Genomic DNA, 26,736 nt, shown 5'->3' with positions numbered 1-26,736 from the left:
GTCATGGACGCCAGCGGCAGCCACGAGTCGAACCGGGCCTATTACGACGCCTTCGCCGAGGAATACGAGAGCCACCGCGGAGACAACGACCCGGGCGGCTACCACGACCTCCTCGACGAGCTCGAAGCGGAGTTCGTCGAGCGCTACGGCCGCGATCGCGACGTGCTCGAGGTGGGCTGCGGCACCGGGCTGGTACTGTCGCGCATCGGGCGCTTCGCGAGGAGCGCCCGCGGCGTCGATCTCTCGCCGGGCATGCTGGAGAAGGCGCAGGCGCGGGGGCTCGACGTGGTGCTCGGCTCGGCCACGGAGCTGCCCTTCGCCCACGAGAGCTTCGACGTGACCTGCTCGTTCAAGGTGCTGGCTCACATCCCGGACATCCGTGTGGCCCTGTCGGAGATGGCGCGGGTCACACGCCCGGGAGGCGTGCTGATTGCCGAGTTCTACAACCCGTACAGCTTCCGCGGCCTGGCCAAGCGCCTGGCGCCCCCCGGGCGCATCGCCGACGCGACCCACGAAGGCCACGTCTACACCCGCTACGACTCGCCGCGGGCGGTCGAGAGGCTGCTGCCGCCGGGCTGCCACATCGTGGACTCCCGCGGCGTCCGCATCGCCACGCCGACCGCCAAGATGATGAAGCACCCGGTGGGGCGCCGCTTCTTCCGCGCCGCCGAGCGCGCTCTCTGCGACTCGCCGTTCAAGTACCTGGGAGGCTTCTGGATCGCGGCGATCCGCAAGCGGGGTTGATCAGCGACCGGCCCGATACTTCCCGTCGCCGTCCGCGTCCACGTAGATGGGGTTGGTGATGGCGATGGGGGTGAGCGGCTCGTCCCCCGGGCCGCCCACGATGGGCGGCAGCGCGCGGTCACCGTCCACGCGCACGACGACGAAGGCGTCGGTGGGCGCCTCGACCGCGACCGTGTCGGAGAAGCGCACCGGCCCCGTCCCCGCCGGAACCGCGAGATCGCGCTTCACCTCACCGTTCACGTAGATCCTGAGGCGCGAGACCGAGACCCAGTCCGGTGCCCAGAGCTTGAGCTCAAGGTTGACGCGGCCATCCCGAGCGCGAACCAGCTCCCCGTACGACTTGTCGGCGACGCGGGCCTCGACGAAGGGGCCGGAGCTGAAGAACGAGTGGCCCTCGCGGAAGGCGGCGGCCATGCGGTCACCGTCCACGGCGGGCACGGGGTCGTCGAGGCGCACGTAGTTGCGCGGATAGCCGGCGTAGCTGGTCTGGATTTCGTGAGTGTCCGAGTTGCCGACGGCGGTGACCCTGCGGCCGCTCCTGAGCAGCCCGAACCAGTCCGCGAGCACCCGCTCCACGGCCTGCGCGGAGCCGTGCTTGGCCCCGTTCATCACCTCGATGGCGTCGAACTCGAACGACACGCGGTTCTTGGTGAAGCGACCGGACCTGGGATCGAAGCCGCCCACGCTGAAGTAGCCCATCTTGCCCAGGCGGGGATGGTTCACCGTGACGAGCGCGCTCGGTCCATGGCGCCGGAGCGCTCCGAGCAGCTCGTCTGGACGCATGCCGTTCATGCGCACGCCGTGCAGGACCCACCAGTCGTTCTCGTCGCGCATGGGGAATGCCCCGAAGTGCCCCCAGTCCGTGGTGCTGATCTCCGATCCGGCGACGGTGCCGAGCAGGTCCCGCGCACCCGCTCGCTCGATCTCCGGGCGGTAGTCCGTCACGATGTTGTGATCGGTGGAGACCAACACGTCCACGCCTTCAGCGGCGAACTCGTAGACACGCGCGGGCATCGGCACGCTCGAGTCCCAGGATGGCGCGGCGTGGACGTGCATGTCCGCGCTGAGCCAGCCCTCCCGGACCACGACCTTGGTCAGCGTGGGCGTGATGGAGATGGGGTCCTCGCCCACACGGAGCTCTTCGACGTGCAGGCTCCACTCGAGGCCACGGCTGACGTAGACGTCGTAGCTGCCCTTGGGCAGCACGAAGGCGCCGCTGCCGCTCAGGGAGAAGACCCGATGGTAAGCCACCATCCCCCCGTCGATGGCGGCGGTGGGCAGACCCATGCCCAAGTCCGGGTTCGGCGTCCCGTCCCGCCCGAGCAACGTGAGCTTGCACGGGATGGACTGCCCGGACGGGTCGCGGACGGAGAAGCTGACGTTGCCCCGCTGCTTCGGCGCCGGCTCCTGCGGGCTCGCCGACGGGAGCGGGCTCGCTCCGGAGTCCACGCCGAGACCTTCGAGCTCACGGCTCGGCGCGCGACCGCAGGCGTGGCTGAACAGCCCCGCAGCCAGCGCGAGAGCCAGACCGGGGACGAGCAGGTCCGGCGGTCGCATCAGAAGCGACCGACTACGCCGAGCTCCATTCCCCCGGCGGTGGGCAGCGCCAACGGACGCAACGAGACCACCGGCGCATCCGGCGTGCGGCGCAAGTCGGGGCTGAGCGGTTTCTTCACGGTGTCACGGAACTCCGGAACGAACGCCAACTGAGCCTGTAGCACGCCCACGGCGGCCACGCCCACAAAGCCCCAGCTCGAGATGGTCAGCACCTGGTGGGCCGAGCGGAGTTTGTTTTTCAAGTCCGAGGGATCTGGCGGCGGGTCGTCGTCGGCGCGAGCGTTGAGATCCAGCTCGATGACCATCGCCGTGAGCGCGGTGCCAGCCAGCGCCACCTCGGCCCCCAGGAACAGGTAGCCCAGGAGCGGGTCGCGGTTCTGGAACTGCCCCACGCCGAAGGGCAAAGCCGCGATCCAGCGGTCGTTCTTTTCGACCACGACTTCGCGGCTCGCCAGCTCTTCGAGTCGCTCGACGCGGCGGCGCTCGGCGAGCGCTCGGCGCGCGGCCTCCTCCGCGGCGGCGCGCTTCTTGGCGAGCTCCTCGGCCTGCGCCTTCTTGATCTCGTCGACCAGCGAGTCCCGCACCTGGAAGAAGCGATCGATGACGGTCGCGGGGAAGACCAAGCTGTCCGGCGCGCGCATCTGCGGGTTCTGACGGATGGCGGCGCGCATCTGCGCCTCCGCCTCGGGGACCTGACCGTTGCCGATCAGACACGCGGCGTAGTAGATGCGCGCGCGCTCGAGCACTTCGGGGTCTTGAAGCTTGCGCGGCTCACTGCCGACGAGGTCCGCGAACTCCTTGACGCAGTCGGCGTACCTGCCAGCGTCGTAGAGCGTGATGGCTCGCGCGAGCTCGGCCTCGTCGCTGAGGCCACCCGCCTGGGCCGACGCGCGGGATGGCGTCAGCGCGAGCGCCAAGAGCAGACCGAGCAGGGGTGGGCGGATTCGAGCCGGGGGCATCTTGGCCGCGGCTTCGAACGACCGTTCGGAGCGCGCCGAAACCGAGGTTCGAACGCGGCAGCGGGCGCGTCAACCTCCTAGGGCCAGGCGAGCTGTCGAGACTGGCCCGGGCCGAGCTCGACCTTGGCGGCTTTTGGCGCCGAACCGGCGGGCGGGCCGACGATCGTGCAGCTGCCCTTCACCGTCGATTCGGGGCCGGGGATCTTGACCGTGATCGAGCTCCCACCCAAGAGCTTGCCGCTGAACAGCAGCGGGCACTCGGCCTCGGAGCCCTCGGGGCCCGCGAGCGCGAGCGAGGCGGGCTTGAACGGGGCGGCCCCGTGGATCGTGAGCACGCTGGTGCCGGCGGTAACGTCGAAGGCCCTGGGCCCCTGGTTGACGCAGCAATCGCTGTTGGGAGGCACGACTTCGAGGGTGTGCTTGCCGACCGCGAGCTCGAGCGTCTTGCCGAACCAGCCGTCGACCGCCTGTCCGTCGACCTTGACCACCCCCGAGCGCGCGCCGGTCACCACGATCATCACCTTGCGCGTCTCCGTCGGCCCCGCGCTCGGCAAGGGCCCAACGACCGGCAGCTTGGGCGCCGTCACGGGGCGCTCGCTCGGCGCCGGTTGGGCGCTCGCCGAGGCTCGCGGGGCCAGCGGCGGCGCGCTCGGTCCGGGGCGCACCACACGCTCGGCGCTCGGATCGGGATCCGGCAAGAGGACCGGCTGCCGCGCCTGCCGGCTCACGCCGTAGGCGACGCTGCCCAGCACCACGCTCATGGCGAAGACCGCACCGGCACGCGCGCCCAGGCGCCGGCGCCGCTCGCTCTGCGCGAGCCCCGCGACCTGTTTCAAGAGCTCGGCGTCGTCGGGGCGAAACGCCAGCGCGCGGTTGAAGTAGGCGGCGGCGGCAGGGGCCTGCCGCGCCGCGCGCGCCTTCTTACCCAGCTCGACCAGACGCCGGACCACGCGGCCTTCGTAGTCCGCGGCGTAGCTCTCCGGCGAGGTGAGGTACTCGACCAGCTCGCGCCGCGGGTTGTCGAAGCCGACGGACGCCAGCTCCTTGCGCAGGGCTTCGCACAGCTCCCCGCAGCTCGGGTAGCGGCCCTCCGGCTCGCGCGCCAAGGCGCGCTCCACGATCTTGCTCAGCCCCGCGCCCACCGTAGGGCGCGCGCGCTCCGGCGGCGTGAAGGTCCCGTCGAGCACCTTGCGCAGCACCTGAGCGGGGTTCTTCCCGTCGAACGGCAGCCGACCCACCAGGCACTCGTAGAGCAGCACGCCGAGGCCGAACACGTCCGCGCGGGCGGTCACGTCGCCGCCCTCGATCTGCTCCGGGGCCATGTGCGCCGGCGAGCCGAGCACTTGACCGGTGCTGGTCACGCCCTGGGCGTCGAGCAGCTTCGCGATGCCGAAGTCGGTGATCTTCACCCTGCCCGACTCGGCGTCCGCCGGTCGCTCCTGCGACGCTCCGCGCTTGCTCGACGAGCGATCCGAGAAATCGACCAGCACGTTCTCGGGCTTCACGTCGCGGTGGATCACGCCTTGCTCGTGGGCGTGCTCGAGCGCCGCGCCGATCTCGATGGCCATGGCCGCGGCGACCTCGGCGGGCATGTGGCCGCGCTCGGCCAAGAGCTTGCGAAGCGTCGTGCCGGGCACGAGCTCCACCACCAGGTAGCGCTCGTCATCGGCCTCGTCCGAGACGTCGTAGACCTCGACGATGTTCGGGTGCTTGAGCTTGGCGACCGCGCGAGCCTCGCTGACGAAGCGCAAGCCCACTTCCTTGTTCTCGCGCAGGTGTTTGTGGATGACCTTGATCGCGACGTCGCGGCCCAGGCGCCGATCGCGAGCGCGGTACACCGTCGCCATGCCGCCATGTCCGATCTCCTCGAGCACCTCGTACTTCTCGAGCTTCGGGATCAGTTCGGCGACGAGCGGCACTAGCCCGCCTCCCAACCGCGCGACGCGACTCGGCTCACTTCACCACCTCGACGCGCAGCGCGTTGGTCGAGCCCCGCCCCCCGACCGGCGCGCCGTACACGATCACGAAGCGGTCGCCGACAGCGACCATGCCGCTGTCGACGAGCAGCGCGCGGGTACGCGCCGCCAGGACCTCGAGGTCGGTCACGACGTCCAGGGCTCGGGGCGACACGCCCCAGAATAGCGCGAGACGGCGCAGAGTCCGCTCGTCCGGCGACAGGGCCACGAGCGGAACCATGGGTCGGGCCTTGGAGACCAGGCGAGCGGTGCCCCCGCTCTCGGTGAGAGCCACGATGACCTTGGCGCCGACTTCCCGGGCAATGCTGCACGCGGCATGGGCGATGGCCTCTGCGGTGGCGCTCCCGCGCTCCGAAGGCACGGGCTGGAAGAACGGGCTCGCCTCGGCCTCTCGGATGATGCGGTCCATCATCTGGCAGGCCCGGATCGGGAACTTCCCGGTCGCCGTCTCCCCGGACAGCATCACCGCGTCCGCCCCGCCGAACACCGCCCCGGCCACGTCGCTGGCCTCGGCTCGGGTCGGGCGCGGCGCGTCCACCATCGATTGCAGCATCTCCGTCGCGACGATCACGGGCTTCTTGAGCGCCCGACAGGTCCCGATGATCTGGCGCTGCACCACCGGCACCCGCTCCGGCGGGAGCTCCACGCCCAGATCGCCGCGGGCGACCATGGCCGCGTCCGCTGCCTGCACGATGGACTCGATGGACTCCACGGCGCTCGGGGTCTCGATCTTGGCCACGATGGGCGTGGGCCGGCCGTGTCCCGCGCACAGCTCGCGCAGCTCCTCCACGTCGGCGGCGCTGCGCACGAACGAGAGGGCCACGTAGTCCACACCGAGACCGAGACCGAACGCCAGGTCCTCGCGATCCTTCTGGGTCAGTCCGCCGAAGCGCACGCGGTGCGACGGCAGGTTCACGCCCATGCGCGCGCGCAGCGCGCCCCCGTGGTCCACCCGCGCCATGACCCGCTCGTCGGCCACCTGCTCGACCCGAAGCTCGACCTGGCCGTCGCCGAGCAGGATGCGGTCGCCGGCGCGCAGATCTTCGTGCAGGCCGTCGTAGTCGACGCCGATGGTCTTGTCGTCCCCCGGAGCGCGCGCCACCAGATCGACGCTCTGCCCCACCTCCAGGCTCGAAGGCACCACGCTGCTGGTGCGAATCTTGGGGCCGCACAGGTCTTGCAGGATGGCCACCGGCTTGCCCGCCGTGGCGCTCGCATCCCGGATCAGCTCGACCATGCGCCCGTGGTCCGCGTGGGTGCCATGGGAGAAGTTCAAGCGCGCTACGTCCATCCCCGCCGCGATCAGCTCGGCGATGCGCTCGGGGGTCTGCACCGCCGGCCCCAGAGTGCAGACGATCTTGGCGCGGCGGAGAGTCATCAGGCGTCATGGTGCCACAGCACACGGCCGCCTGGGGGAGAACGCTCACGAGGCAAACGCCGGCAAAAGACGCTATAAGCCGGGCCATGTCCGGATTTGCACGCGACGAACGCGGGGGCGCCACCCTGGGCGGCAGGTCTCTCGCCGAGCTCTTGGAGGAGGCCCGGATCCCGACTCCCGCCTACTTCTACGACCTCGACGGCATCAGCCGGGCGACTCGCGAGCTGGTGACGGCCTTCGATGACTCGCCGGGCCTGGTGGCGTACGCCGTGAAGGCCAACACGGCGGGGAGCGTGGTCCGGGCAGTCGCCGGTGCCGGCGGTGGCGCCGACGTGGTGAGCGGCGGCGAGCTCGAGGTCGCACTCGGCGGGAGCATGCCGCCGGATCGCATCGTGATGAGCGGCGTCGCGAAGCTCGACTGGGAGCTCGACCTGGCCATCTCCCGCGACATTCGCGCCATCCAGCTGGAGAGCGTCGAGGAGGTCGCGCGGGTGGCGGCGCGAGCCCGCGCGCTCGGCAAGACCGCCCGCGTCAGCCTGCGCATCAACCCGGACGTCGAGATCGACTCCCACGCTCACATCGCCACCGGACACGACGAGGCGAAGTTCGGCATCGTGGCCCGGGATCTGGCCGCTGCGTTCGCGGAGCTCGAGCGGGCCGGCAGCGCACTCCGGCTCGCCGGGCTGTCCACCCACGTCGGCTCGATGCTGGCGACGCCGGCCCCCTACCTGGAGAGCGCGCGCGTGGTGTGTGGCGTCGCCAAGGAGCGCCTGGGGGCCGGGAACGCCCTCGAATTCGTGGACTTCGGCGGCGGCTTCGGCATCGATTACGGCGGCGCGCCCGTCGACGCTCCGCCCGCGTTCGTGCGCGCTGCGCTCGCGCTGTTGCGCGAGCAAGGCCTCGGCGAGCTCGCGCTGGTGGTGGAGCCCGGACGCGCGCTGGTCGCGCCCTTCGGCGTGCTCGTCGCGGGCGTCGTGCAGTCGAAGCAGAGCGGGGCGCGCCGCTGGTGTCTGATCGACGCGGGGATGAACGATCTGATCCGTCCCGCGCTCTACGCCGCCCGTCACCGCATCGAACCGCTGGAGCGCGCGCCCTCGGCGCCCGAGTGGCAGGTGGTGGGACCGGTGTGCGAGAGCGCCGACGACTTCGGGCTCCATGCCTTGGGGCCGAGCGTCCCGGCGCGGATCGTGGTGCGAGACGCCGGGGCCTACGGCTTCACGATGGCGAGCGAGTACAACGGCCGCGCGTTGCCCGCCGAGGTCTTCGTCAGCCGGGGCAAGGGCGCCCACGTCTCGGCCTCGCCCGGCGTCCAGAGCTGGGTGAAGCGGCGGCTGGAAGCCTGAGGGAGACGCACGCGCTACGGCTTGCGCTTCAGCGCCGGGGTCTGAGTGGACGAGCGCCGCCGCGTCCCGGTGTGCTTTCGCGCGATGTTGCTGGTCGGAGGTTCGGTGCGGTCGTAGCGCCGCGCGGCGCTCCCGTTGCGCGGCGGCGGGGTCAGGCTGCGCGTGCGGTAGACTTCGCCGTCGACCACCACCTCCACCCCGAGCGATCGACAGCGCCGCGCCACCCGCTCGATGTCGGTGCCTGGACTCAGCAGGAGCCCGGCGGGCGGCGACGGATCGACGAACAGATCGGCGGTCTGCCGGCGCGTCCGAAGCATCTCGCGGATCTCGTTGTCCTCGACCCACAAAAAGCCCTGGGTCGGCACGTACTCCGCACGGCCGAGCACCGCCGAGGCCTGCGTCAGCATGCGCTCGATGGGGTCCGGCAGCTGGGCCAGCGCCTCGAGCCGGCCCTTGAGGTTGTCGGCGTCGAAGCCCGCGGCGAGGGCCAGCGAGAGGGTGTGTTGGGTCACGCTGACATCGAGGCTTCCAGTGACTGAGCCGATCTCGATCAGCGGGGAGAGCGCTACGACGCTGCCGATGCGGTCCGCCGGGCCGATGCGCAAGACCTGACCATCGACGAAGCGGCTGCCCTCCCGCTGCGCGTCCGGGTTGGGCAGCGCGGTGCCCGTGATGTAGGCGCGGCCGCGGGGCGTGATGCGCAGGGTCGGACGCTCCGAGTCGTCGGAGGGATCCCCGAGGTCGACCACCCCGAGGGAATGCAGCGTCTCGCAGGCGATGCGCTGAGCGATCTCCGCCGGGGTCGAGACCTCGACGCCCGCTCGTTGGGCCCAGCGCTCGAGCAGCCGCGCCAGCCCGGGCGTGCGCGAGTCGGCGCGAACGAACGCCGCGACGGCCTCCCACGGTGCCCAGCGCCCGTCGCCGAGCTCGCGCAGCGCGTCGAGCACGATGCGGCGAAGCACGCCCACCGCGCTCGCCTCCCGGGCCTCGGCAGTGACGCGCAGCACCTCTCCGTCGGGTCGTGCTTCGTCCCAGGCGCCACCGCGCAGCCAGGTCTCGAACAGCAGGCGCCCGAGATCGCCGACGCGGCTCGCGCCCGGCGGTGAGGTGACGCTGATCACCGAAGCGTCCCAGAGCCCCATTGCCCGGCTCAGCGCCGCGATCAGCGCGACCGAGTCCGGATGCTTGCCGAAGCGCGTGGCGAGCTTCGAGACGAGCGACCGCGGGGTGCCGACCCCGGGACGCACGTCCACCGAGGGGTCGCGCACCGCCAGCGCCAAGGCGAGCGCCAGCGGCACCGGATCCTCCGCGAAGCGCGCGCGGCGCGGCGCGTGGTCCTCCGCGAGCACGTAGCTCAAGATCTCGCGGCGCTGCGCATCGCGCTCGGCGCGGCGCTGCGCGCCCACCACCGCCGCCACCTCCGTCGGAACGACGTGCCGGTTCGGGTACACCGGGATCAAGAATCCGCGGCGCTCCAGCGCGAAGCCCACCCCACGACGCGAGGGCGTCGCGCCGGTTGCGCCGCGCAGGCGCATCGGCTCGCGCTCCAGGTCGAGCAGCTCCTCGGTGTCGACCTCGCCGCCCACCTTCTCGACCGCCTTGAGCAGCTTGCGCTCGAGGGGGGCCAGCGCCTCCACCTCCTTGGCGAGCGCCTGCGGGTCGTTCATGACCTCCCAAGCCGGCTCGAGCGAGAGCGCCAGGGGCGGTGTAGCCGGACGCCCCAGGTAGTGCGAGGCGATGCTACTCGCGACCTCGGGGCTCGCCTGAGCCAAGAGCGCACGGGCGCCGCGCGGATCGTCGCCCTGCCAGCTCCGCACCTGGACCATGTAGGCGATGGGGAGGATCAGCTCGACCCCGCCGTGGTTTCCGCCCCGTGCGAACACGATGCCCCGATGGACCAGCGGCGCCACCGCCGGGGGCAGCGCGTCCAGGACGAGCACGCCTTTCGCCTCGGCGATGCGAAACAAGAGCTCCGCGGTCGCACCGGGCAGGTACCCGGCCGGGTCCCGGACCTCGGGCAGAGAGACCAGCGCCCGCGCCACCTGCGACGCGACGTCGATGCGCTTGGCCTGATCGACCGCGATCTCCATGCGGTCGATCAAGGACGACAGCTCCCGCTCGGGCAGCTGCCTGAGCAGGTCGGCTAGGCGGAGCGCGTAGTGCGATAGTGCGCTCCTTCCTGGCTCTCGACCCTCCATGCTTGCCGCTCCTGGGGCGCAGACGAGTCCGCGCTTCTCACAGGAAACCGCGATTCGGCGCGCTTGTCCAGGCGGGGTAGTGCTGACGCAGGTGGTGGGTGACTCACGCACACTGTCTCCCACATCGCGGCGCGCTCGCGCTAAATGTGGGAGCGGAGCGCAGACGCTCGGTCGGAGGCCGCTTGATCCTACGCGATCCCGTTCATGGACTGGTCGAATTCGAGACGGACGAGGAAGACATCGTCTCGGCGCTGCTCGAGGCCGCGGAGGTGCAACGCTTGCGTCGCATCCGCCAGCTCGGCCTCGCCGCCCTCGCCTACCCGGGCGCCGACCACACTCGCTTCTCGCACGCCATCGGCGCGGCGTTCGTGATGACGCGCTTCATCCGCCGCATGCGCCAGGTGCACGACGAGCTGCCCTTCTGGCAGCGCGTGACCACGGAGCGCGCGCGGGACGCGCTGGCCGCGGCGCTGCTCCACGACGTCGGGCACGGTCCGTTCTCGCACCTGTTCGAGGAGGCGCTACCCGACGGGCCACGCCACGAGACCTGGACCAGCCGCATCATCTTGGATAGCGGGACCGACGTGAACCGCATCCTCTCGCGCTACGACGCCACCTTGCCCCAGCGGGTGGCCGAGCTGGTGCACGGGCGCCACGAGCTCACCTTTCTGGCGCGCGCGGTCAGCGGCACCTTCGACGTCGATCGCTGCGACTACTTGCTGCGCGACGCCTACTTCACGGGCGTCGGCTACGGCTCGTTCGATCTGGACTGGCTCTTGCGCAGCCTGCGCCTCGGCGCACCCCAAGTGGACGGACAAGCGCCGCCGCTCGCCATCGACGGCGCCAAGGGCCTGCCGGCCATCGAGTCGTTCATCCTGGCGCGGCTCTTCATGTTCCAGCAGGTCTATTTCCACAAGACCTGCCGCGCCAGCGAGTGGCTCTTGGCTCGCATCCTCGGCCGGGTGCGCCAGCTGCTCGTCGACGGCACGCGCCTCGGCGGCGTTCCGCAGGCCGTTGCGTCCCTCTCCCGCGACGGGGACGCTGCGCTCGGCGACTACCTCGCGCTCGACGACGCGATCCTCTGGACGGCGCTCGCCGAGTGGAAGAACGCCGGCGATCCGGTGCTGCGGGACCTGTGCACGCGCCTGTCGACGCGCAAGCTCTTCAAGACCTACGAGCTGTACGGCGCCCAGGCCGAGCCGGAGGTGCGCCGGGAGCTGCTCGAACGCGCTCGAGAAGTGGCGCGGGCCGCGGGGCTCGATCCCGAAGTGTACGTCGGGCTCGACTGCGCGTCCGACCTACCCTTCGACGACTCCGACGGCTCGCTCACGGTGATCTTCCCGACGGGCGCGCCGCGCCGCCCGGGTGACGTCTCCTACCTGCTCGGCCGTCTACGCGGCCAGCGCATGGCGCGCGTGCGCTTGATCTTCGCCGAGGAGCTGCGCGACGAGATCAGCCGCGCCGTGGAGAGCTGATGCCTCGCCTCTGGTGGTGCGCCGCGCTCCTGCTCACACCCGCGCCGCTCCTGGCCCAGGGCTGGGACCCCGGCGAGCCCACTGCCTCGCGCGTGCGCGGGCAGATCTCCGAGCCACGCGGCGGTCGCGGCGACGGCGTGCACGGGCGCTTCGCCGGCGACTTCGACCTGGGCTTCGGGCTCGGGCTCGGCACGACGCAGGACGACGCGCTCGGCGCAGCCCGGCTCGGCCTGCACTACTACTCGACGCTGGGGGTGTACGCCGTGTACGCCGACGGGCTGGGCCAGGAGGGAGAGACCCGGCGTTTCGGCTCCTTCGGCGCGGAGCTCCGCCCGCTCTTCCTCCCGCGCTGGTCACAGGATCTGGAGCAAGGCCCAGCGACCCTCGATCTGGCCATCGACTCACTGTCCTTGGGGATGGGCGCGTTCTTCGCACAGCCGCGCGGCCGCGACTTCGGCTCGGCGCGCGGGCTCGATCTCTCGCTCGGCGCGGGTCTGCCCTTCTTCCAGAACGCCTCTGGGCCCTGGCTCGAGGCGCGCTACGTGTACCGCTGGCTCGACCCCGGCGGTGCGGACGAACGTGACCACGCCGTCTTGGTGGTCCTGTCCTGGCACAGCGTGCTGCTCAGCGGCCTGGCCGAGTGAGCGCCCGCTCCCGGCTCACGTGCTCGATCACGGCAGCCCGCTCGCGCTGCACGAAGTCGCGCACCGCTAGGTCGAGGCGCCGGTCCAAGAGGAGGTGGGTGCTGTGGGTGACCGTTGGCAAGAAGCCGCGCGCCGCTTTGTGCTCGCCGCCCGCTCCGGGCTCGAAGCGTGCGAGCCCGCGCTCGATGCAGTCTTGGATGCCTCGGTAGTAGCAGACCTCGAAGTGCAGGAAGCGGCGCTCCTCCCGCGCGCCCCAGTAGCGGCCGTAGAGCGCGTCGCGCCCGAGCAGGTTGAACGCACCGGCGATGGGCTCGCCCCCGCTCGCGTCGCGGGCGAACACCAGGTGGATCTGCTCGCCCATCTTGGCGCAGACCTCGTGGAAGAACTCGCGGGTCAGGTAGCGGCGACCCCAGACGAACTTGTCCACCGTCGTCAGGTACAGCTCGTACACCGAGTCTATCTGCGCGGAGGAGAGCGCGCTCCCGAGCATCGACTCGATGCACAGGCCGCTCTCGGCGACCTCGCGCCGTTCGCGCCGGAGCTGGTGGCGTTTCTTGGCGTCGAAGCTCCGGAGGAAGTCGTCGAAGCTCGCGAAGCCGGCGTTCTCCCAGTGAAACTGGATTCCAGCTCGGCGCGCCATGCCGGCGGCTTCGAGCCGATCGGCCTCGTCCGCGCTCGGGAACAGCACGTGAGCTCCCGAGGCGCCGATGCGCTCGGCGAGCGCAGCGAGACCTTCGGCGAAGGCGCGGGCCACGCGCGCCGGATCGGCGCCGGGTGCGCTGAGCAGGCGCGGGCCAGTGGCGGGGGTGAACGGCACCGCGACCACCAGCTTCGGGTAGTAGTCGAGCCCCAGCCGCCCCTCCGCGTGGCTGGCCCAGGCGTAGTCGAAGACGAACTCTCCCTCGCTGTTGCCCTTCACGTAGGCCGGCGCGGCCGCGAGCACTCGCCCGTCCTCTTCCAGCGTCAGGTGCATGGGCAGCCAGCCCCGCTCGGGGCGCACGCAGCCGGTGGTCTCCAGCGCGTCCAGCCAGGTGAACGAGAGAAACGGCGGCGCGGACGACGCCAGCTCGTTCCAGGTCCGTTCCCCGACGTCGCGGATCGAGTCGTGGGTGCGAAGCTCCAAGGCTTTGGCCCAAGCATAGTGGAGCGCGGCCGCTCGGGAAGCTTCCCCGACCCTTGGCCGTACATTCCCTCGGGATGATCCGCCCCGCCTGCTATCCTTCAGCCATGTCCGCCGTCCGTCGCGCTCTCGTGTTCCCGCTCCTCGGCCTCGGCGTCGCCGCGCTCGCCTGCGAGGTCGACAGCGGGAGCTCGCGCCCCGCGCAATACCCGCCCCAACAAGGCCCGCCCGGCTACTACGGCGGCTACCCTCCGGGGCAAGCGCCGCCCCCGGGCTACGGCCAGCCGCCGCCCCCCGGCTACCCGAACCAACCGCAACCGGGCCAGCCGCAGCCGGCGCCGACGCCGACCCAGCCGGCGCAGCCGCCGCTGCCTCCGGTGGCCTACGATCCCATCAACGCGACGGACGTGCTCTTCCTGCGCGGGCGCGCGCAGGCGGTGATCCAGGAGCTGATCGCTGCGCTCGACGCAGGAAAGTCGCAGAAGGTCGCCGGCATCCCGCTCATCGTCGATGATCGCGTGGGCGAGGTGAACGCTTTCGCCGCCTGCACCAAGGGCGGCAAGAGTGTGATGGCCATCAGCGACGGACTGCTCGACATCGAGGCACACCTGGCCCGCGCCAAGGCCACAGACGAGATCTTCGGCACGCAGAAGACCGGGCAATACATCCAGCTGGTGGCCAAACACCAGAAGCCCGGCAGCCCGATCGTGAGGCCGGCTGCCGGCTTCTTCGACCCGGCCCAGGACGCCGACGGCCGCAAGGTCAAGCGGCAACACGAGATCCTCGACGAGCAAGTCGCGTTCGTGCTCGGACACGAGCTCGCGCACCACTACCTGGGACACCTGCCGTGCACCGCGACCGGAGGCGGCGTCACGGCGGCGGAGGTCAACCACGTGCTCTCGAGCGTCGTGCCGCTGTTCAACCAGCCGAACGAGCTCGGCGCTGACGTCGCCGGCACGAACAACGTGCTCGGCGCAGGCAAGCGCCGCGCGCCGGCGTATCACTGGACCGAAGGCGGCGGCCTGTTGACCATGCAGTTCTTCGCTGGGCTGGACTCGCTCTCGCCCATCGACGTGTTCAACTTCGAGCGCTCGCACCCGCCGCCGCAGATCCGCACGCCCGTCATCCAGCAGGCCGCGTCCAGCTGGCGCTCGAGCGGCGGCCAAGGCTGGCAAATCCCCGGGCTGCCGTTCTAGTCTGAAGCGGTGAGCGACAAGAGCGAAGAGCCCACTCCACAACGGCTCAGGAAGGCTCGCGAGCAAGGCGACAGCCCGATCTCGCAGCCGCTCACCCAGGCGCTCGCGTTCGTGGTGGCGGTGGCGCTCGCCCCGGCCGCCATCGCCGCGACGCTGGCGCGGAGCGCCGAGCTCTTGCCCCGGGCGATTGAGAATCCCGGCGCTCCTCACACGCCCCTCGCGCTGGCTCTGGACGTGCTCGTCTTGTCGCTGCCCATCGTCGCCGCCGCCGCGCTCGCCAGCGGTTTCGCGGGCGCGGTGCAGGCCGGCGGCGTGGTGGCCTGGAAGAAGCTCGGGCCCGACTTCAGCAAGCTCAATCCGGCGCAGGGCCTGAAGGCGCTCCTGACCCGCGAGCGCCTGATCGGCATCGCGCGCGCCTTGGTCGCGTCGCTGGTCGTCGCCTACCTCGCCGTGCGCCTCGTGATGACCCACGCGCCGGACGTCGCGGCCACCACCGGCGCGCTGGAGAAGGGCGGCATCGTCGCCGGCCACCTGCTCGAGAAGCTCGCCTGGATCGCGGCGCTGGTCGGCCTCGCCCTGGCCGCGGTGGACGTCCTGGTGGTGCGGCAAGCGTGGCTGCGCAGAAACCGCATGAGCAAGGACGAGGTCAAGCGCGAGCACAAGGAGAGCGAGGGCGACCCCGAGCTCAAGAGCGCGCGGCACCGGGCCCACCAAGAGATGCTGGCCAGCGCCACCGTGGCCGCCGTGCGCACTGCGACCGTGCTGGTCGTCAACCCGACCCACCTGGCGGCGGCGCTCAGCTACGACGAGGAGAGCGACGAGGCCCCACGCGTGGTCGCGCAGGGTCGCGGTGATCTCGCGCGGCGAATGGTCGAGGCGGCACACGCCTTCGGAGTGCCCGTGGTGCGCGACGTGCCCATCGCCCGCGCCCTGCTCGAGCTCGAGGTGGGCGACGAGATCCCGGAGGCGCTGTACGAGGCCGTCGCCGAGATCGTGCGCGAGGCCTGGGCCGAGAGCGAGCGGGAGCGGTCCGGTCAGCGCTGAGCGGCGGCTGTCTGCTCCACGACCTGGGTCCAGGTCCGCGCGGCGTCCTCGCTGCCCGCCGCGTGAGAGAGCTGAGCCAGGAAGCGAGCGCACGCGATCTCGCCTCTTTGGTCGTGCGCCTCGCGGGCCCGGGCCAGCGCCTCGAGCCCCTCGAGCAACGCCTCGGTGCCGCGCCCGGCGCTCGCGAGCGCCACGCCCAAGGCCAGCGCCGCACGGCTCTTGTCGCCAGGAGGCAGGCGCTGGGCGCCGAGCTTCGCGCTGCGTAGGCGCCGGAGCGCGTCGGTGACCTGGCCGCGCGCCAGGCTGGCCATGCCCTCGAGGCGGTCGGCGACTACGTGCTGCGTGCCGTCGTCACGCAACTCGGAGGCGAGAACTTCCATCGCGGCGTGGTCCCCGTGCTTGAGCGCCTGCACGAAGCGCTGCGCGGCCACCTCGCCGGACGGCGGCGGCGCTCGCGACGGGCGGTCGGAGATCGGCGCGGGCATCATCGACGGCGGCGGGGGCACGTCCGAGCGCTGGAGCCCAGCCCGGTCCGCGTGCGCCCCGGCAAACAGCCCGCGGTGCCGCACCAGCGAAGGCTCACCGCTCTCGCCGAACACCTCGAACGCCATCGCCGTGTCCTCGAGCCCACCGGCCCGGAGCGCCCCCGCGCCGCGCCGCGCCAGCGGCAACGCGCGATCGACGTCGCCGCCCAGCATCGAGTGCACCGTGGCCGCGACCGCGCACAGCGGCTGGTCCGCGCCAGCGAGCACCGCCGCGGCGGCTCGGTGCAGGCGAGCGCGCTCGGCCTCGGCGAGGGCGTCCGTGAGCACGAAACCCAGCGTCGCCGATGGCAACATCAGGCGAGCGCCGTCGCGCAGCACCAGGTCTGCCGCCTCGAGCGCGTGGAGCATCTCTTCGCTCGGGGGCGGCTCCTTCATCATGCCGAGCAGCGCTGCCAGCTCTTCTTCCTCCGAGTCCCCTCCCAGCACCGCCAGGCCGCTGAGCACGGTCTTCACCCGAGGATCCCAGCGGCGCACGCGTCGCGCCAGCAACTGTTGCGGTGAGAAGGCCCCGGCCTTCGCGGTGCGCTTCAGGCTGGCGTCCTCCTTCAGCACCAGCTCCCCACTCTCGAGCGCGTCGGAGAGCGCCGCGAGAATGCCGAGGGGCAGCCCGCCGCCGCGCGCCGACCAGCGTTTGGCCTCGGAGCCGCGCAGGCGCCCGCTCGACAGCTGGTTCACCAGCTCGACGGCCTGCTCGGATTCGAGGGGACCGAGCTCGACCTCGAAAGCGCGGGTCAGGTGCGAGAGCGCCTCCGGCAGCGCCAGGCCGTCCAGCGCCCGCGCAACCACCGCGAACGCCCCGGACTTCGCCGCGTGCACGACCGCCTCGAGGCTGTCCGCGTCGATCTGCTCGACGTCGTCGATCAGCACCAGCCCGGGGCTGTCCTCGCGGCGCAAGAGCGCCGCCAGCAAGTTGCTCGAGGTGTCCAGGTCGAGGCCCTCGCCGGCGAGCACGCTCTCGAGCGAGGACGACAGCGCCGGATCGAGCTCCGCCTGCGCCTCCTTGGCGCGGGCCAGCGCGCGCCTGAGCGAGCCGAGCGCTTCACCCAGCCGCGGCCGAAGCCAGAGCGTGCGGCGCGCGCGCTCCCGGGCTGCCAGCTCTTCGAGCCAGCGCGTACCGCCGGAGCCGCGCCGTCCGGTCACCAGACCCAAGGTGCCCGGCGGCGGCGCGACCGGGGCCTGGCCCAGGTAACGCGCCCGAACCAGCGCCACGGTCGGAAAGCCGCGCTCGGGCTGCCACGGGTGGCGCACGTCGAGCCGCACGCCGCGCACGCGCGCCCCGCCGAGCAGGCCGATGCGCGAGCCGCGGACCAACAGCCGTTCGTCGCGCACGGCAGCGATATTGGGATCGACCAGCACCTCGCCGGAGCGCGCCACGCGCGCGAGCGCCCAGGCCATCACCAAGGGCGGCCCCCAGGCGAACGACATCCGACCCGTCCCGCCGATCTCGCCCAGCTCACCTTGTGCGATGCCGACGCTGAAGCCCAGCGCCGGGCTGTCGTCTCCCGTCAGTAGCTCGACCAGGCTCTCCATGCCGTCCGGGGGAAAAGCCACCGCAAAGCTGGCCGCGTGCCAGGCCACGAGCTTGCCGCCGCCGGCCTCGGCTCGGGAGAACACCGCATGCGCGGCGCGCGCGTAGTCCTCCGAACGATCCGCGAGCGCCACCGCACCGCGCCAGCGGAAACACGCGACGATGCGATCGGGACCGGTCATGTACCGATGCGGATCTTCTTCTTGAGCTGGGCCAGCTCGTCGTCGACCTCGCTGCCGCCCTTGGGCGCGTCCGCCCCTCCACCGCCGTACTCGAGCGCGCGGAACTTGGCTTCGACTTCCTGCTTGGTCATGCCACCGGGCCCGCGCCCACCGCCCAGCGCTTCGTCCAGCTCGCGCTGAGCCTGCACCGCCGTTTCGACGCCTTCGATCTGGTCCTCCATGCGCCGGAACTCCGAAAACGCGCTGGTGCCCGACCCGCTGGCGCCGAGCCCTTCGACGCCTCCGCCCGCCTTGACCTGCTTGGCCTTGGCGATGATGGTGTTCTTTTTGGCCTGGATCTCCTCGAGCTTGTGCTCCATGCGCTCGAGCTCGGACTTCATTTCCAGCGCGGCGCCGCGCTGCTCGGCCCGCAGCGCCTCGGCCCGATCCCGCTCGGCGGTCACGCGCTTCTTCTGCACCAGCGCCTCGCGCGCCAGATCGTCGTCGTCGTGCTTGACCGCCAGCTCGGCGCGCTTCGACCACTTCTCGACCTCGGTGTCGAGCTCGGCGACCTTCTGCCGGAGCTGCTTCTCGGCAGCGACTGCCCGGACGACCTCCTGCCGGCCGGCGCGCACCTGCTCCTGCATCTCGAGCACGGTCTGCTCGATGGACTTCTTCGGGTCATCCGCCTTGTCCAGCAACGCGTTGAAGTTGCTCGAAATCACGCGGCCCATACGATCGAAGATCCCCATGACCGAGACCATGCCACGGCCCAAAGCGCGTCGCCAGAGCCTAGCCTCAGTCTCGATCGGTTCTCCCCGAGTCGAGCTGGGTCGCCACCACCGGCAGGGCAATGGTGACCCGGGACGGGGCGGTAGAGAGGAGCATGGGCCGCACAGGAGCACCCGCCCAGTGCCGAAGCCCCGTCAGCGGTTGGTGATGTGGATGGCGTGACCCAGGGAGTGCGCGGCGGCCTCCATCAGCGCCTCGCCCAGCGTCGGGTGCGGGTGGACGGTGAGCGCGATGTCCTCTGCGGTCGCCACCATCTCCAGGGCCAGCGCGGCTTCGCTGATCAGATCGCTGGCCGAGGGTCCGACGATGTGGATCCCCAGCACCCGACCGGAGGCCTTGTCCGTGAGCACCTTCACGAAGCCGTCCGTCTCGCGGATGCTCATCGCGCGGCCGAGGGCCGCGAACGGGAAGCGCCCGACCTTGACCTCGAGGCCTTGCTCCTTCGCCTGCGCCTCGGTCAGGCCGACGGTGGCGATCTCCGGATCGGTGAAGATGATGCCCGGGATGGTCACCCAGTCCTTGGCCGACGCCTTGCCGGCGATCACCTCGGCGCAGATCTCGCCTTCCTTGGTGGCCTTGTGCGCGAGCATGGGCGGACCGCTGACGTCGCCTACCGCGAAGATGCCCGGCACGTTGGTGCGGCACTCGGCGTCGGTCGGGACGAAGCCTCGCGCGTCCACCTTCACGCCCACCTCTTCCAGACCGATGCCGCGGGACCGCGGGCGCATGCCCACCGCCACCAAGACCACGTCGGCGTCGACGCGCTCCGTGGCGCCGCCCACGGAGACGACCACGCCGACGCTGCCGTCGGCGCTCCGCTCCCAGCGCTCGGCCTTGGCCTGCTTGAGCACCCGGCCACCCTTCTTGGTCAGCGAGCGCTCGACGATCTTGACCGCGTCGGGGTCCACGCCCGGGAGCAGGCTCGGCGTCAGCTCGATCACGGTGAGTTGTGCGCCGAAGGCCTGGTAGACCATGCCGAGCTCGAGACCGATCACGCCGCCGCCGATCACGGCGAGCCGCTTCGGCACCTCCGCCAAGCTCACGGCCTCGCGGGCGCCGATGATCTGCTTGCCGTCGAACTCGAAGCCCGGCACCTGAATGGTCGCCGAGCCGGTGGCGATCACGATGCCTCGGGTGGCGCTGACGCGCAGCTTGTCTCCGTTCGCGCGCGTCACCTCCAGCGTCTTTGGGTCCACGAAGCGCCCCATGCCCTCGATGGCCTCGGCGCCGTTCTGCTTGAGCAAGAGGCGCACGCCACCGGTGAGCTTCTTGACGATGCCGTTCTTCCAGCTCTGAAGCTTGGCGACGTCGAGCGAGACGCTGCCGAACGAGAGGCCCTGCTCGCCGGCCTTGCCCGCCTTCTCGTACTGGTGCGCCGTGCTGATCAGCGCCTTGGACGGGATGCAGCCCCAGTTCAGGCACACGCCGCCGTACTCCTCGGCCTCGACGCACGCCACCTTCAACCCCAGCTGACCCAGCCGAATGGCGCAGGGGTAACCGCCGGGACCTCCACCGAGCACGACCACGTCGAAGCTTCGCTCTTCCATCTTTCGCCCCTAATAACACCGGGCACGGGAAAGACCCTAGTGCCGATGCAGCGACGCGGCGGAGCCGCGGGGGATCATGCTGGGACGGTGCGAGAAGACCTCGACCGTCTCGCTCCGCGGCGGATAGATGAACTGGAGCGGCGAGCGCAAGAAGCGCCCGAGCACCGCGAACAGCAGGCGCAGGCCGCGACCGAGCGGCACCTCGCGGGCGCGGAACGCGACCCCCAGGGCCAACAGGAAGCTGATGCCGAAGTTCATGCTGCCGATGGCCAGGATGCCGAGCGCCGCCCAGCCCACGCTGGGATCGGTGAGGCCCGCGAGGCCCATGGACTTGACCGAGAGCGCCAGCGCGCCGCTCGACAGCGTCACGTGGCGCACGTCCAGCGGCAGCCCGAAGAACTTGCCGAACGCGGGGGTCATGCCGAGCAGCACGCCCAGGGTGACACTGCCGCCGAAGCCGGCGACGTGCTTGGAGAAGAGCTTGCCGAGCCAGCCGAGCAAGCGTTTGCCGAAGAAGCGCCTCGAGCGGTGCTGCGCGATGGCCTCGGGGATTCGGCGGTACACCGCCCAGTTCTCCAGCCAGCCGGCGCCGATGCTGGAGGCCCAGAGCAAGACGCCGGTCAGCGCAGCGTAGGGGATGGTGCCGCTCTTCCAAGGGTGGAACGAGTCGATGGTGTACTGCGCGTTCTCGGCGTCCAGGAAGGTGCGACCGGTGGACGCGCGAAACACCACGTCGAACAACACCGCCGACGGGATGACCACGCCGATGTTGCCGAGCGCCGCCGCCAGCTGAGAGCGGCAGATGCGCGCGATGGTCGTGATCAGGTCGTCGAGCTGGTGCTCGTCGCGCTGGCCGCGGATCGAGCCGGCCAACGCCGCGGCCGTCATGCTCGGCTGCTTGGTGGCCAGCGTGAAGCCGAGCAGCTGCATGGTCACGAAGCTGCCGGCGTAGTTGAACGCCGACACCATACCGTCCACCGCCGGCGCGAAGTGCGCCCACTTGGTGAAAAACTTCATCACGCAGGTGAACACGGTGAGGAAGCCTCCGCCGCCGGCGGAGGCGAGCATCTTCCACCACTCCCCCCGCGACACCGTGATGTAGTGCTCGCCGGTCTCACCCGCGCGCTCGATCACCTTGCGGGCCAGGAGCTGCATGTTGTCGCGGATGACCCCGCGCACGCTGCGCTCGCGCAGGCGCGCCCGGCAGAGCTCGGCCACGAACGTGGTCTCCGCGCTGACCAGCTCCGGCGTGCTGCGCGGATCGAGCGCCACCAGGATGGACTCGACGCGCTCCAGGCACTTGGTGATGACGTCGAGCCGGTACACGACGTCCACGCTGACGCCGAAGCGCTCCAGGTTTTCGTGCACCACGACCATGTCGCGCCGGCACATCAGGCACAGATCCGGCAGCTCCTCCCGGCTGGCGTGGGGCAGGCGGAAGAAGGGCGACTCGCGCACCGGCCCCACAGGTCCACGGCGCCGGATGTCGTCGGAGAGGCCGAGCGCCGAGACGCGCGTCGTGAGCAGCGCCAGGGCGTCCTCGGTCGCGTCCCTGAGCGGCTGCCACACGTCGCCGAGGCGCGCGAACAGGTCGAGCACGAGCTCCGCCGGCAGCGACGCCAGCCAGTCTGCGTCGCGATTGGTGCGGAACATGCGCGCGAACAGCTTCGCCAGATCGCCGTAGTCCGGCGGCGACGGCAAGAAGCGCCGGGCCAGCCGATCGCTGGTCTCGTCGAGCAAGCCACGGTCGTTCGGCAGCCCGACCTCGCACAGGAGTCCCAGGGCGTTCGACTCGCGCAAGAGCGAGCCGATGCAGCCGCTCAGCCGCTCGCGGAAGACCGGCGCCACGTCGAGCGCGCGGAGCAGCAATCGCAGGCGCGTGGTCGCGTAGGGCTCGGGCGGCGCCCCCTCCACCGGCGGCGGCTTCGGGCCGTCGCACAACCAGCGCGCCAGCTGCTCCACGCCCTCCACGCGGTGCTCGAGATCGCTGGCCGGGTCGAGCGCCGCCAGCCGCGCGTGCAGCTGTTTCACCGCCCGCGTCGTGTAGCCGCCCGCGGTCAGCCCGCGCGCGAAGCTCGACACGTCGGGTACGCTCCCGCTCACCTCCGCCGGCATCTCCACGCGGCGAGCGTACACGATCCCGGCCGAGCCAATGAGCGTGAGCGCATGTGTGACTCGCTCGGCGGACGGGACCCGCGTGCCTTGGCTCTCGGCTCACGGGGCTTGACATCCCGCTGGAGGCCGAGCGGTTCATCAGCTTGGGGGGTGCAGGCGCTCGGTCCGAGTGTCGCATGTACGGACCGCAGTTGCACTGATGTCAGATTGCCTGCATAGTAGAGTCATGTCGAAGACACTGACGCTGCGCAACGTGCCAGAGGACGTAGTGAAGGAGCTGCGACGACGCGCCAAACGCAACGGACGCTCCGTGCAGAGCGAGCTCCTGACCCTGGTGCGCCAAGGCACGATCGATCAGCGCTCGCTCGAGGAGCGCCTGGCCGAGCTCCGGCGGTCGCTGCCACGCCGCATGCGCATCGCAGAGATCCACACCGCGATCCGCGAAGGGCGCCCATGAGAGTCGTCGTCGACACGGATGTGGTTGCGGCGGCCCTGCTCGGCGAAGAGCGCAGAGGCGCGGAGGCCGCTCGCCTGCTCGCGAAGGCGGACGTGCTGCTCGCTCCGTCACACTGGAAGGCCGAGCTGGCGAACGTGTTCTGGAAAGCAGTCGTGTTCGGTGCCGTGCCCGCGGATGCCCTGGGTGACCTGTTCCGCGCTGCTGAGCTCCTCGGCATCACCTCGGTCGACGTGTCCGAGCTGTGGCGCGGCGCGACTTCCCGCGCGGTCACGCTGCGCCAGTCCGCCTACGACGTGCTCTTCGTCGAGCTCGCGCTGCGCGAAGGGGTCCCGATGGCGAGCTACGATCGAGCACTGGCGACCAAGGCGCCGCGCGTCGTGGTGCCGCCAGGCAGGCTACTGCGCGCGTGAGAGCTTCCCTCGGGTGCGCAGCTCGGCATGCAAGCCGCGCGCTGGCTCGCGAAGACACCCCCGCCGGCGCTCGACCCTCAGTGCCCGCTCGGCGCCCTGGGCCCGCGGCGCATCTCTTCGCGCTGCTCGGAGAGGTGCCAGGGCAGCTCCGCGTAGACGTCGTCGAACAGCGTGTCGAGGGCGGGAGGAGCCAGCTTCTCCACCGCGTCGATGGCGCGTGAGATCTCCTCGTTCAGCTCCTGGTCGATACGCTCTACGCCCGCGGCGTCGAGGTGTCCTTCGCGCTCCAGGTAGCGCCGCAGGCGGTCGATCGGGTCCTTCTCGGCCCAGCGCTTCACCTCGTCCTCGGAGCGGTAGCGCGTGGGGTCGTCGCTGGTGGAGTGCGCGCCCATCCGATACGTGAACGACTCGATGAAGCTCGGGCCACCGCCGGCGCGCGCGCGCTCGACCGCGTCCTTGACCACGCGGTAGACCGCCAGCGCGTCGTTGCCGTCCACGCGCACGCCGGGCAGGCCGTAGGCCTTGGCCTTGACCGCCAGGGTCTGCGACGCCGTCTGCCGCGCCGTGGGCACGCTGATGGACCAGTGGTTGTTCTGGCAGATCATCACGCACGGCACCTGGAACACCGCCGCGAAGTTCATGGCGTTGTGGAAGTCGGGCTGGCTGGTGGCGCCGTCGCCCAGGAAGCCGACCGCCACGACGGGCTCCCTCCGGAGCTTCGCGGCCCAGGCGGCGCCCACGGCCTGGGGGATCTGGGGGCCGATGCAGCTCGACCAGGACACCTGGTTCACCGCCCGGCCGGCCATGTGGCTCGGCATGTTGCGACCCTTGAGCACGTCGAGCTCGTTGCCGAACACCTGCGCCAAGTACTGGTCGAGTGGGAAGCCGCGGACGAGCATGATCGAGCTCTCGCGCAGCGCGGGGAAGATCCAGTCGCGGGGCTCGGTGGCCAGCGCCGTGGCGATGGGCGTGGCCTCCTGCCCGGTGCAGGTGCCGTAGAAGCCGACGCGACCCTGGCGCTGCAGGCCCACCATGCGCGTCTCGAGCACGCGCATCTTGCGCATCTCGCGGTACATGCGGAGCAGCGTCTCGCGGGGCAGCCGGGGATCCGTCGCCGGATCCGCGCTGCCGTCGTCGCGGAGCGTGCAGAGGAGCCCGACGCTGGGATCCCCGTCCGGCAGGCGCTGCATCGCCGTCACTCGGATTCCGCCTCGAGCATGTTCAGAAGCTCCGTGGTGCGGTCGTCGTCGAGCTCGAGCGCCTCGGCCAGCGCGTTGATCACCTCGTTCTCGCTGTCCTCGATCTCGCTGTCGGCGAAGGCCAACGCAGCCGCCAAGGAGAAGGCCGCGTCCACGAGCGCGGGGTCCTCCTTCAGCGTGGGCGCCACCGCCGCGAGCCGGGCCTCGAGCCCCTGCTTGGCGAGCTCGGCGCACTGCTCGAAGAGCTTCTCGATGTGATGCGTGCGCACGGCGTGCTGCGTCAGCCCGCGCACCGCGCCGCGGAGCACCTCGCGTTCGCTGTCGGTGACCTTGCCGTCCGCCATCACCATCAGGCACATCACCTCGAACAAGGCCTCGAAGCGCGCCTTGGCGTCCGGATCGCCTGCGAACGGGTCGTCGTCCGCCGCGGCCTTCATGAAGTGGACGCTTGGCGGCTGGCCGACCTCCAGGAGCTCGTCACGGATCCGGGCCAGGGTCTTGTCGCGGAGCTGAATCATGCCGTTCGTCTTCGCCGCGGTCGGTCCGGGCGTCAACGCCTTCGGGCGGGGCGAGCAGCCCGAGCGCTTCTTCCACCGCGCTCGGCTCGGCGCGATCGGGCTTGCCTTGCATGGCTTCGAGCAGCGGGCGCGCCTCGGCGAGCCGCGCGCGCCCGGCGGCGGCCACCGCCAGCGTGCGTGCATCTCGCGACCAGGAACCGAGCCCCCGCAGGATCGCCTGCCGTGCCCGGGCGTCGCCGAGGCGGGCCAGCGCGACGCGTGCCTGCCACGCGAACGGATCACGGCTCACCCCGAACACACCAAAGGCACGACGCGCGAGCCCGCCGCGGGCGTCGTCCAACCCGAGCGCCCCGGCGAGCTCGATGGCGGCCTCCGCGTCCTCTGGCTCCGCGGCGCCCTGACCGCTCCGAACCGCGTCCACGATCACGCTCGCGCCGCTCTTGTCTCCCGCTCGCCCGAGCACCAGCGCCGCGGCCAGCTTCACGCTCGTGTCCGTGTCGTCGAGCGCGGCGCGCGCGGCGTTGCCCAAGCGCTCCGGCAGTTCGACGTCACCGCTCTCGAGCCAGCGCTCCTCCGCCAGTCGCAGCGCCACGTAGCGGACGTGGGGATCTTCGTCGCGCACGAAGCGGTGGAGCACGTCGAGCGCTCCGGCCCCCTGCAGCTGAGCGAAGGCGATCAACGCCTGGAAGCGCAGCTCCGGTTGCTCGTCACGGAGCGCCCGCTCGATCACCCGGGTGGCGTCCTCGTCGTCCGCCTGGCCGAGCTCACCGAGCGCGACCAGCGCCATCTGGCGCACGCGCGGCGCATCGTCCCGGCCCGCGGCCTCCACCAGCGCGGGCAGCGCCGCCCGCGCGCCGGCGTCCGCCAGCGCCACCGCCGCCTCCGCGCGCACGGCCACGGCCGAGTCCTCCGAGAGCACCCGCCGCAGTCGCTCGACCGCGACGTCCGCTCCCTCTCGGGCATGGCGCCCCAGGTCCCGCACCGCCGACACCCGGACCTCGAGCTTCTTGTCCCCGGCGTCGCGCAGCGCCGCGGCGAGGGTCCGTGGCAATGGGGACAGGCCGAACATGAGGCGCGGAGGCTAGCCCCCCAGCCTGGGGTCGCCAACCTGGCGTTGGCACGCGGAGTGCTTGCGGGGGGCGCGGTTCAACGGATTCAGGCATCCATTGTCCCCGGCCGGAGGAGCTCAAATGCACAAGGTGATCATCATCGTCGGACTGGCCCTGGCAGCGGTGAGCTGCGACAACCCCCAAGCTTCGACCACCGGCAGCGCGGCGGCGGAGAGCACCGCGGCGCCTGCGGCGGCGAGCGCGCCCGCGCCGCAGTCGAACCTGCCGCCCCTCGACCCCAAGAACATCGTCAGCATCGCCATCGGCTCGAAGGACCACACCACGCTGGTGACGGCGCTCAAGGCCGCGGACTACGTGCCCTCCGTGGCGAATGCCGGGCCCCTGACGGTTTTTGCGCCGACCAACGCCGCCTTCGACAAGCTCCCGGCGGGCACCGTGGACGGCCTGGTCAAGCCCGAGAAGAAGGACGATCTGCGCGAGATCCTCAAGTACCACGTGACCACTTCGGTCTACGACGCGGACAACCTGAAGGACGGCGACACCCTGTCGATGGCCAACGGCCAGAAGACCACCGTGAAGGTCAAGGACGGGAAGATCAGCATCAACGAGGCCAACGTCGTGGCCTCGATCCGGGCCTCGAACGGCATCGTCCACGTCGTCGACGGCGTGCTCCTGCCGCCGAAGAAATAGCTCCCGAAATCGCGCAAGCCGTGCGTGCGGCGAATTGTCGCACGCAAGCCGCGCGCGGCTCTCAGACCCA

General features: G+C 71.2%; 22 protein-coding genes. 9 read left to right on the top strand and 13 right to left on the bottom strand.

The window, feature by feature from the left end:
• Positions 1-3: 3 nt before the first annotated feature.
• Entirely contained in the window at positions 4-744 is a 741-nt protein-coding gene (locus HS104_07550; GenBank protein MBE7479823.1) for a class I SAM-dependent methyltransferase, read from the top strand.
• Here the strand turns inward: HS104_07550 and HS104_07545 are convergent, their stop codons facing one another.
• The 4 genes from HS104_07545 to pyk form a co-directional block, all read right to left on the bottom strand.
• Complete coding sequence (locus HS104_07545) at positions 745-2,301, bottom strand: CehA/McbA family metallohydrolase (GenBank protein MBE7479822.1); 1,557 nt, start codon at positions 2,299-2,301, stop codon at positions 745-747. It abuts the gene before it with no gap.
• Positions 2,301-3,260: a tetratricopeptide repeat protein gene (locus tag HS104_07540; protein MBE7479821.1), complete on the bottom strand. Its 960-nt coding sequence runs from the start codon at positions 3,258-3,260 to the stop codon at positions 2,301-2,303. Before HS104_07540 ends, HS104_07545 begins: the two co-directional genes overlap by 1 nt.
• Before the next feature lie 77 nt (positions 3,261-3,337).
• The gene (locus tag HS104_07535; protein MBE7479820.1) at positions 3,338-5,179 is read right to left on the bottom strand and encodes a protein kinase; all 1,842 of its coding nucleotides are present in this window, start codon (positions 5,177-5,179) and stop codon (positions 3,338-3,340) included.
• Between the two features lie 34 nt (positions 5,180-5,213).
• Positions 5,214-6,614 (bottom strand): pyruvate kinase, encoded by a 1,401-nt coding sequence (gene pyk, locus HS104_07530; protein ID MBE7479819.1) that lies wholly within the window; start codon positions 6,612-6,614, stop codon positions 5,214-5,216.
• An 86-nt stretch (positions 6,615-6,700) separates the two neighbouring features.
• Here pyk and lysA point away from each other — a divergent pair, with 86 nt between their 5' ends.
• A complete protein-coding gene (gene lysA, locus HS104_07525; GenBank protein MBE7479818.1) occupies positions 6,701-7,957 on the top strand; it encodes a diaminopimelate decarboxylase in 1,257 nt (418 codons plus the stop codon).
• A 14-nt stretch (positions 7,958-7,971) separates the two neighbouring features.
• Here the strand turns inward: lysA and HS104_07520 are convergent, their stop codons facing one another.
• A complete protein-coding gene (locus tag HS104_07520; GenBank protein ID MBE7479817.1) occupies positions 7,972-10,155 on the bottom strand; it encodes a hypothetical protein in 2,184 nt (727 codons plus the stop codon).
• A gap of 182 nt (positions 10,156-10,337) precedes the next feature.
• Here HS104_07520 and HS104_07515 point away from each other — a divergent pair, with 182 nt between their 5' ends.
• The gene (locus HS104_07515; GenBank protein MBE7479816.1) at positions 10,338-11,630 is read left to right on the top strand and encodes an HD domain-containing protein; all 1,293 of its coding nucleotides are present in this window, start codon (positions 10,338-10,340) and stop codon (positions 11,628-11,630) included.
• Complete coding sequence (locus tag HS104_07510; protein ID MBE7479815.1) at positions 11,630-12,274, top strand: hypothetical protein; 645 nt, start codon at positions 11,630-11,632, stop codon at positions 12,272-12,274. Before HS104_07515 ends, HS104_07510 begins: the two co-directional genes overlap by 1 nt.
• Here HS104_07510 and HS104_07505 read toward each other — a convergent pair.
• Complete coding sequence (locus HS104_07505; protein MBE7479814.1) at positions 12,255-13,397, bottom strand: N-acetyltransferase; 1,143 nt, start codon at positions 13,395-13,397, stop codon at positions 12,255-12,257. The genes HS104_07510 and HS104_07505 overlap by 20 nt on opposite strands.
• A 104-nt stretch (positions 13,398-13,501) precedes the next feature.
• Here HS104_07505 and HS104_07500 point away from each other — a divergent pair, with 104 nt between their 5' ends.
• Together HS104_07500 and HS104_07495 are read left to right on the top strand one after the other, a co-directional pair.
• Positions 13,502-14,590, top strand: coding sequence for a M48 family metalloprotease (locus tag HS104_07500; GenBank protein MBE7479813.1), 1,089 nt, complete (start codon positions 13,502-13,504; stop codon positions 14,588-14,590).
• 9 nt (positions 14,591-14,599) lie between these two features.
• The gene (locus HS104_07495; GenBank protein ID MBE7479812.1) at positions 14,600-15,634 is read left to right on the top strand and encodes an EscU/YscU/HrcU family type III secretion system export apparatus switch protein; all 1,035 of its coding nucleotides are present in this window, start codon (positions 14,600-14,602) and stop codon (positions 15,632-15,634) included.
• On the opposite strand, the gene HS104_07490 is transcribed toward HS104_07495, so the two are convergent.
• The 4 genes from HS104_07490 to HS104_07475 all read right to left on the bottom strand — a co-directional run bounded on the left by HS104_07490 (position 15,625) and on the right by HS104_07475 (position 22,343).
• Positions 15,625-17,889, bottom strand: a complete 2,265-nt coding sequence (locus HS104_07490) for a hypothetical protein (protein ID MBE7479811.1) — start codon at positions 17,887-17,889, stop codon at positions 15,625-15,627. The two genes, HS104_07495 and HS104_07490, sit on opposite strands and share 10 nt — an antisense overlap.
• On the bottom strand, positions 17,886-18,620 hold the full coding sequence (locus HS104_07485) for a PspA/IM30 family protein (protein MBE7479810.1): 735 nt from the start codon (positions 18,618-18,620) through the stop codon (positions 17,886-17,888). Before HS104_07485 ends, HS104_07490 begins: the two co-directional genes overlap by 4 nt.
• A 174-nt stretch (positions 18,621-18,794) precedes the next feature.
• Positions 18,795-20,207, bottom strand: coding sequence for a dihydrolipoyl dehydrogenase (gene lpdA, locus HS104_07480; GenBank protein ID MBE7479809.1), 1,413 nt, complete (start codon positions 20,205-20,207; stop codon positions 18,795-18,797).
• Positions 20,208-20,243: 36 nt separating this feature from the next.
• Positions 20,244-22,343 (bottom strand): gliding motility protein, encoded by a 2,100-nt coding sequence (locus tag HS104_07475; protein MBE7479808.1) that lies wholly within the window; start codon positions 22,341-22,343, stop codon positions 20,244-20,246.
• Positions 22,344-22,548: 205 nt separating this feature from the next.
• Here HS104_07475 and HS104_07470 point away from each other — a divergent pair, with 205 nt between their 5' ends.
• Together HS104_07470 and HS104_07465 are read left to right on the top strand one after the other, a co-directional pair.
• Entirely contained in the window at positions 22,549-22,779 is a 231-nt protein-coding gene (locus HS104_07470) for an Arc family DNA-binding protein (protein MBE7479807.1), read from the top strand.
• Entirely contained in the window at positions 22,776-23,189 is a 414-nt protein-coding gene (locus tag HS104_07465; GenBank protein MBE7479806.1) for a type II toxin-antitoxin system VapC family toxin, read from the top strand. Before HS104_07470 ends, HS104_07465 begins: the two co-directional genes overlap by 4 nt.
• A gap of 77 nt (positions 23,190-23,266) precedes the next feature.
• On the opposite strand, the gene pdhA is transcribed toward HS104_07465, so the two are convergent.
• From pdhA to HS104_07450, 3 genes are read right to left on the bottom strand one after another with little or no spacing between them, the layout of a single operon-like run.
• Entirely contained in the window at positions 23,267-24,379 is a 1,113-nt protein-coding gene (gene pdhA, locus HS104_07460) for a pyruvate dehydrogenase (acetyl-transferring) E1 component subunit alpha (GenBank protein MBE7479805.1), read from the bottom strand.
• 5 nt (positions 24,380-24,384) lie between these two features.
• Positions 24,385-24,906, bottom strand: coding sequence for a TerB family tellurite resistance protein (locus tag HS104_07455; protein MBE7479804.1), 522 nt, complete (start codon positions 24,904-24,906; stop codon positions 24,385-24,387).
• Positions 24,866-25,975, bottom strand: coding sequence for a HEAT repeat domain-containing protein (locus HS104_07450; GenBank protein MBE7479803.1), 1,110 nt, complete (start codon positions 25,973-25,975; stop codon positions 24,866-24,868). Before HS104_07450 ends, HS104_07455 begins: the two co-directional genes overlap by 41 nt.
• A gap of 121 nt (positions 25,976-26,096) precedes the next feature.
• Here HS104_07450 and HS104_07445 point away from each other — a divergent pair, with 121 nt between their 5' ends.
• Positions 26,097-26,666 (top strand): fasciclin domain-containing protein, encoded by a 570-nt coding sequence (locus HS104_07445; GenBank protein ID MBE7479802.1) that lies wholly within the window; start codon positions 26,097-26,099, stop codon positions 26,664-26,666.
• The last annotated feature ends 70 nt before the right edge of the window (positions 26,667-26,736 follow it).

It is taken from the genome of Polyangiaceae bacterium, assembly GCA_015075635.1.
Classification (GTDB): Bacteria; Myxococcota_A; Polyangia; order Polyangiales; family Polyangiaceae; genus JADJKB01.
Note: the sequence above shows the minus strand (reverse complement) of the source record. Positions and strands in the feature narration are given on the sequence as shown.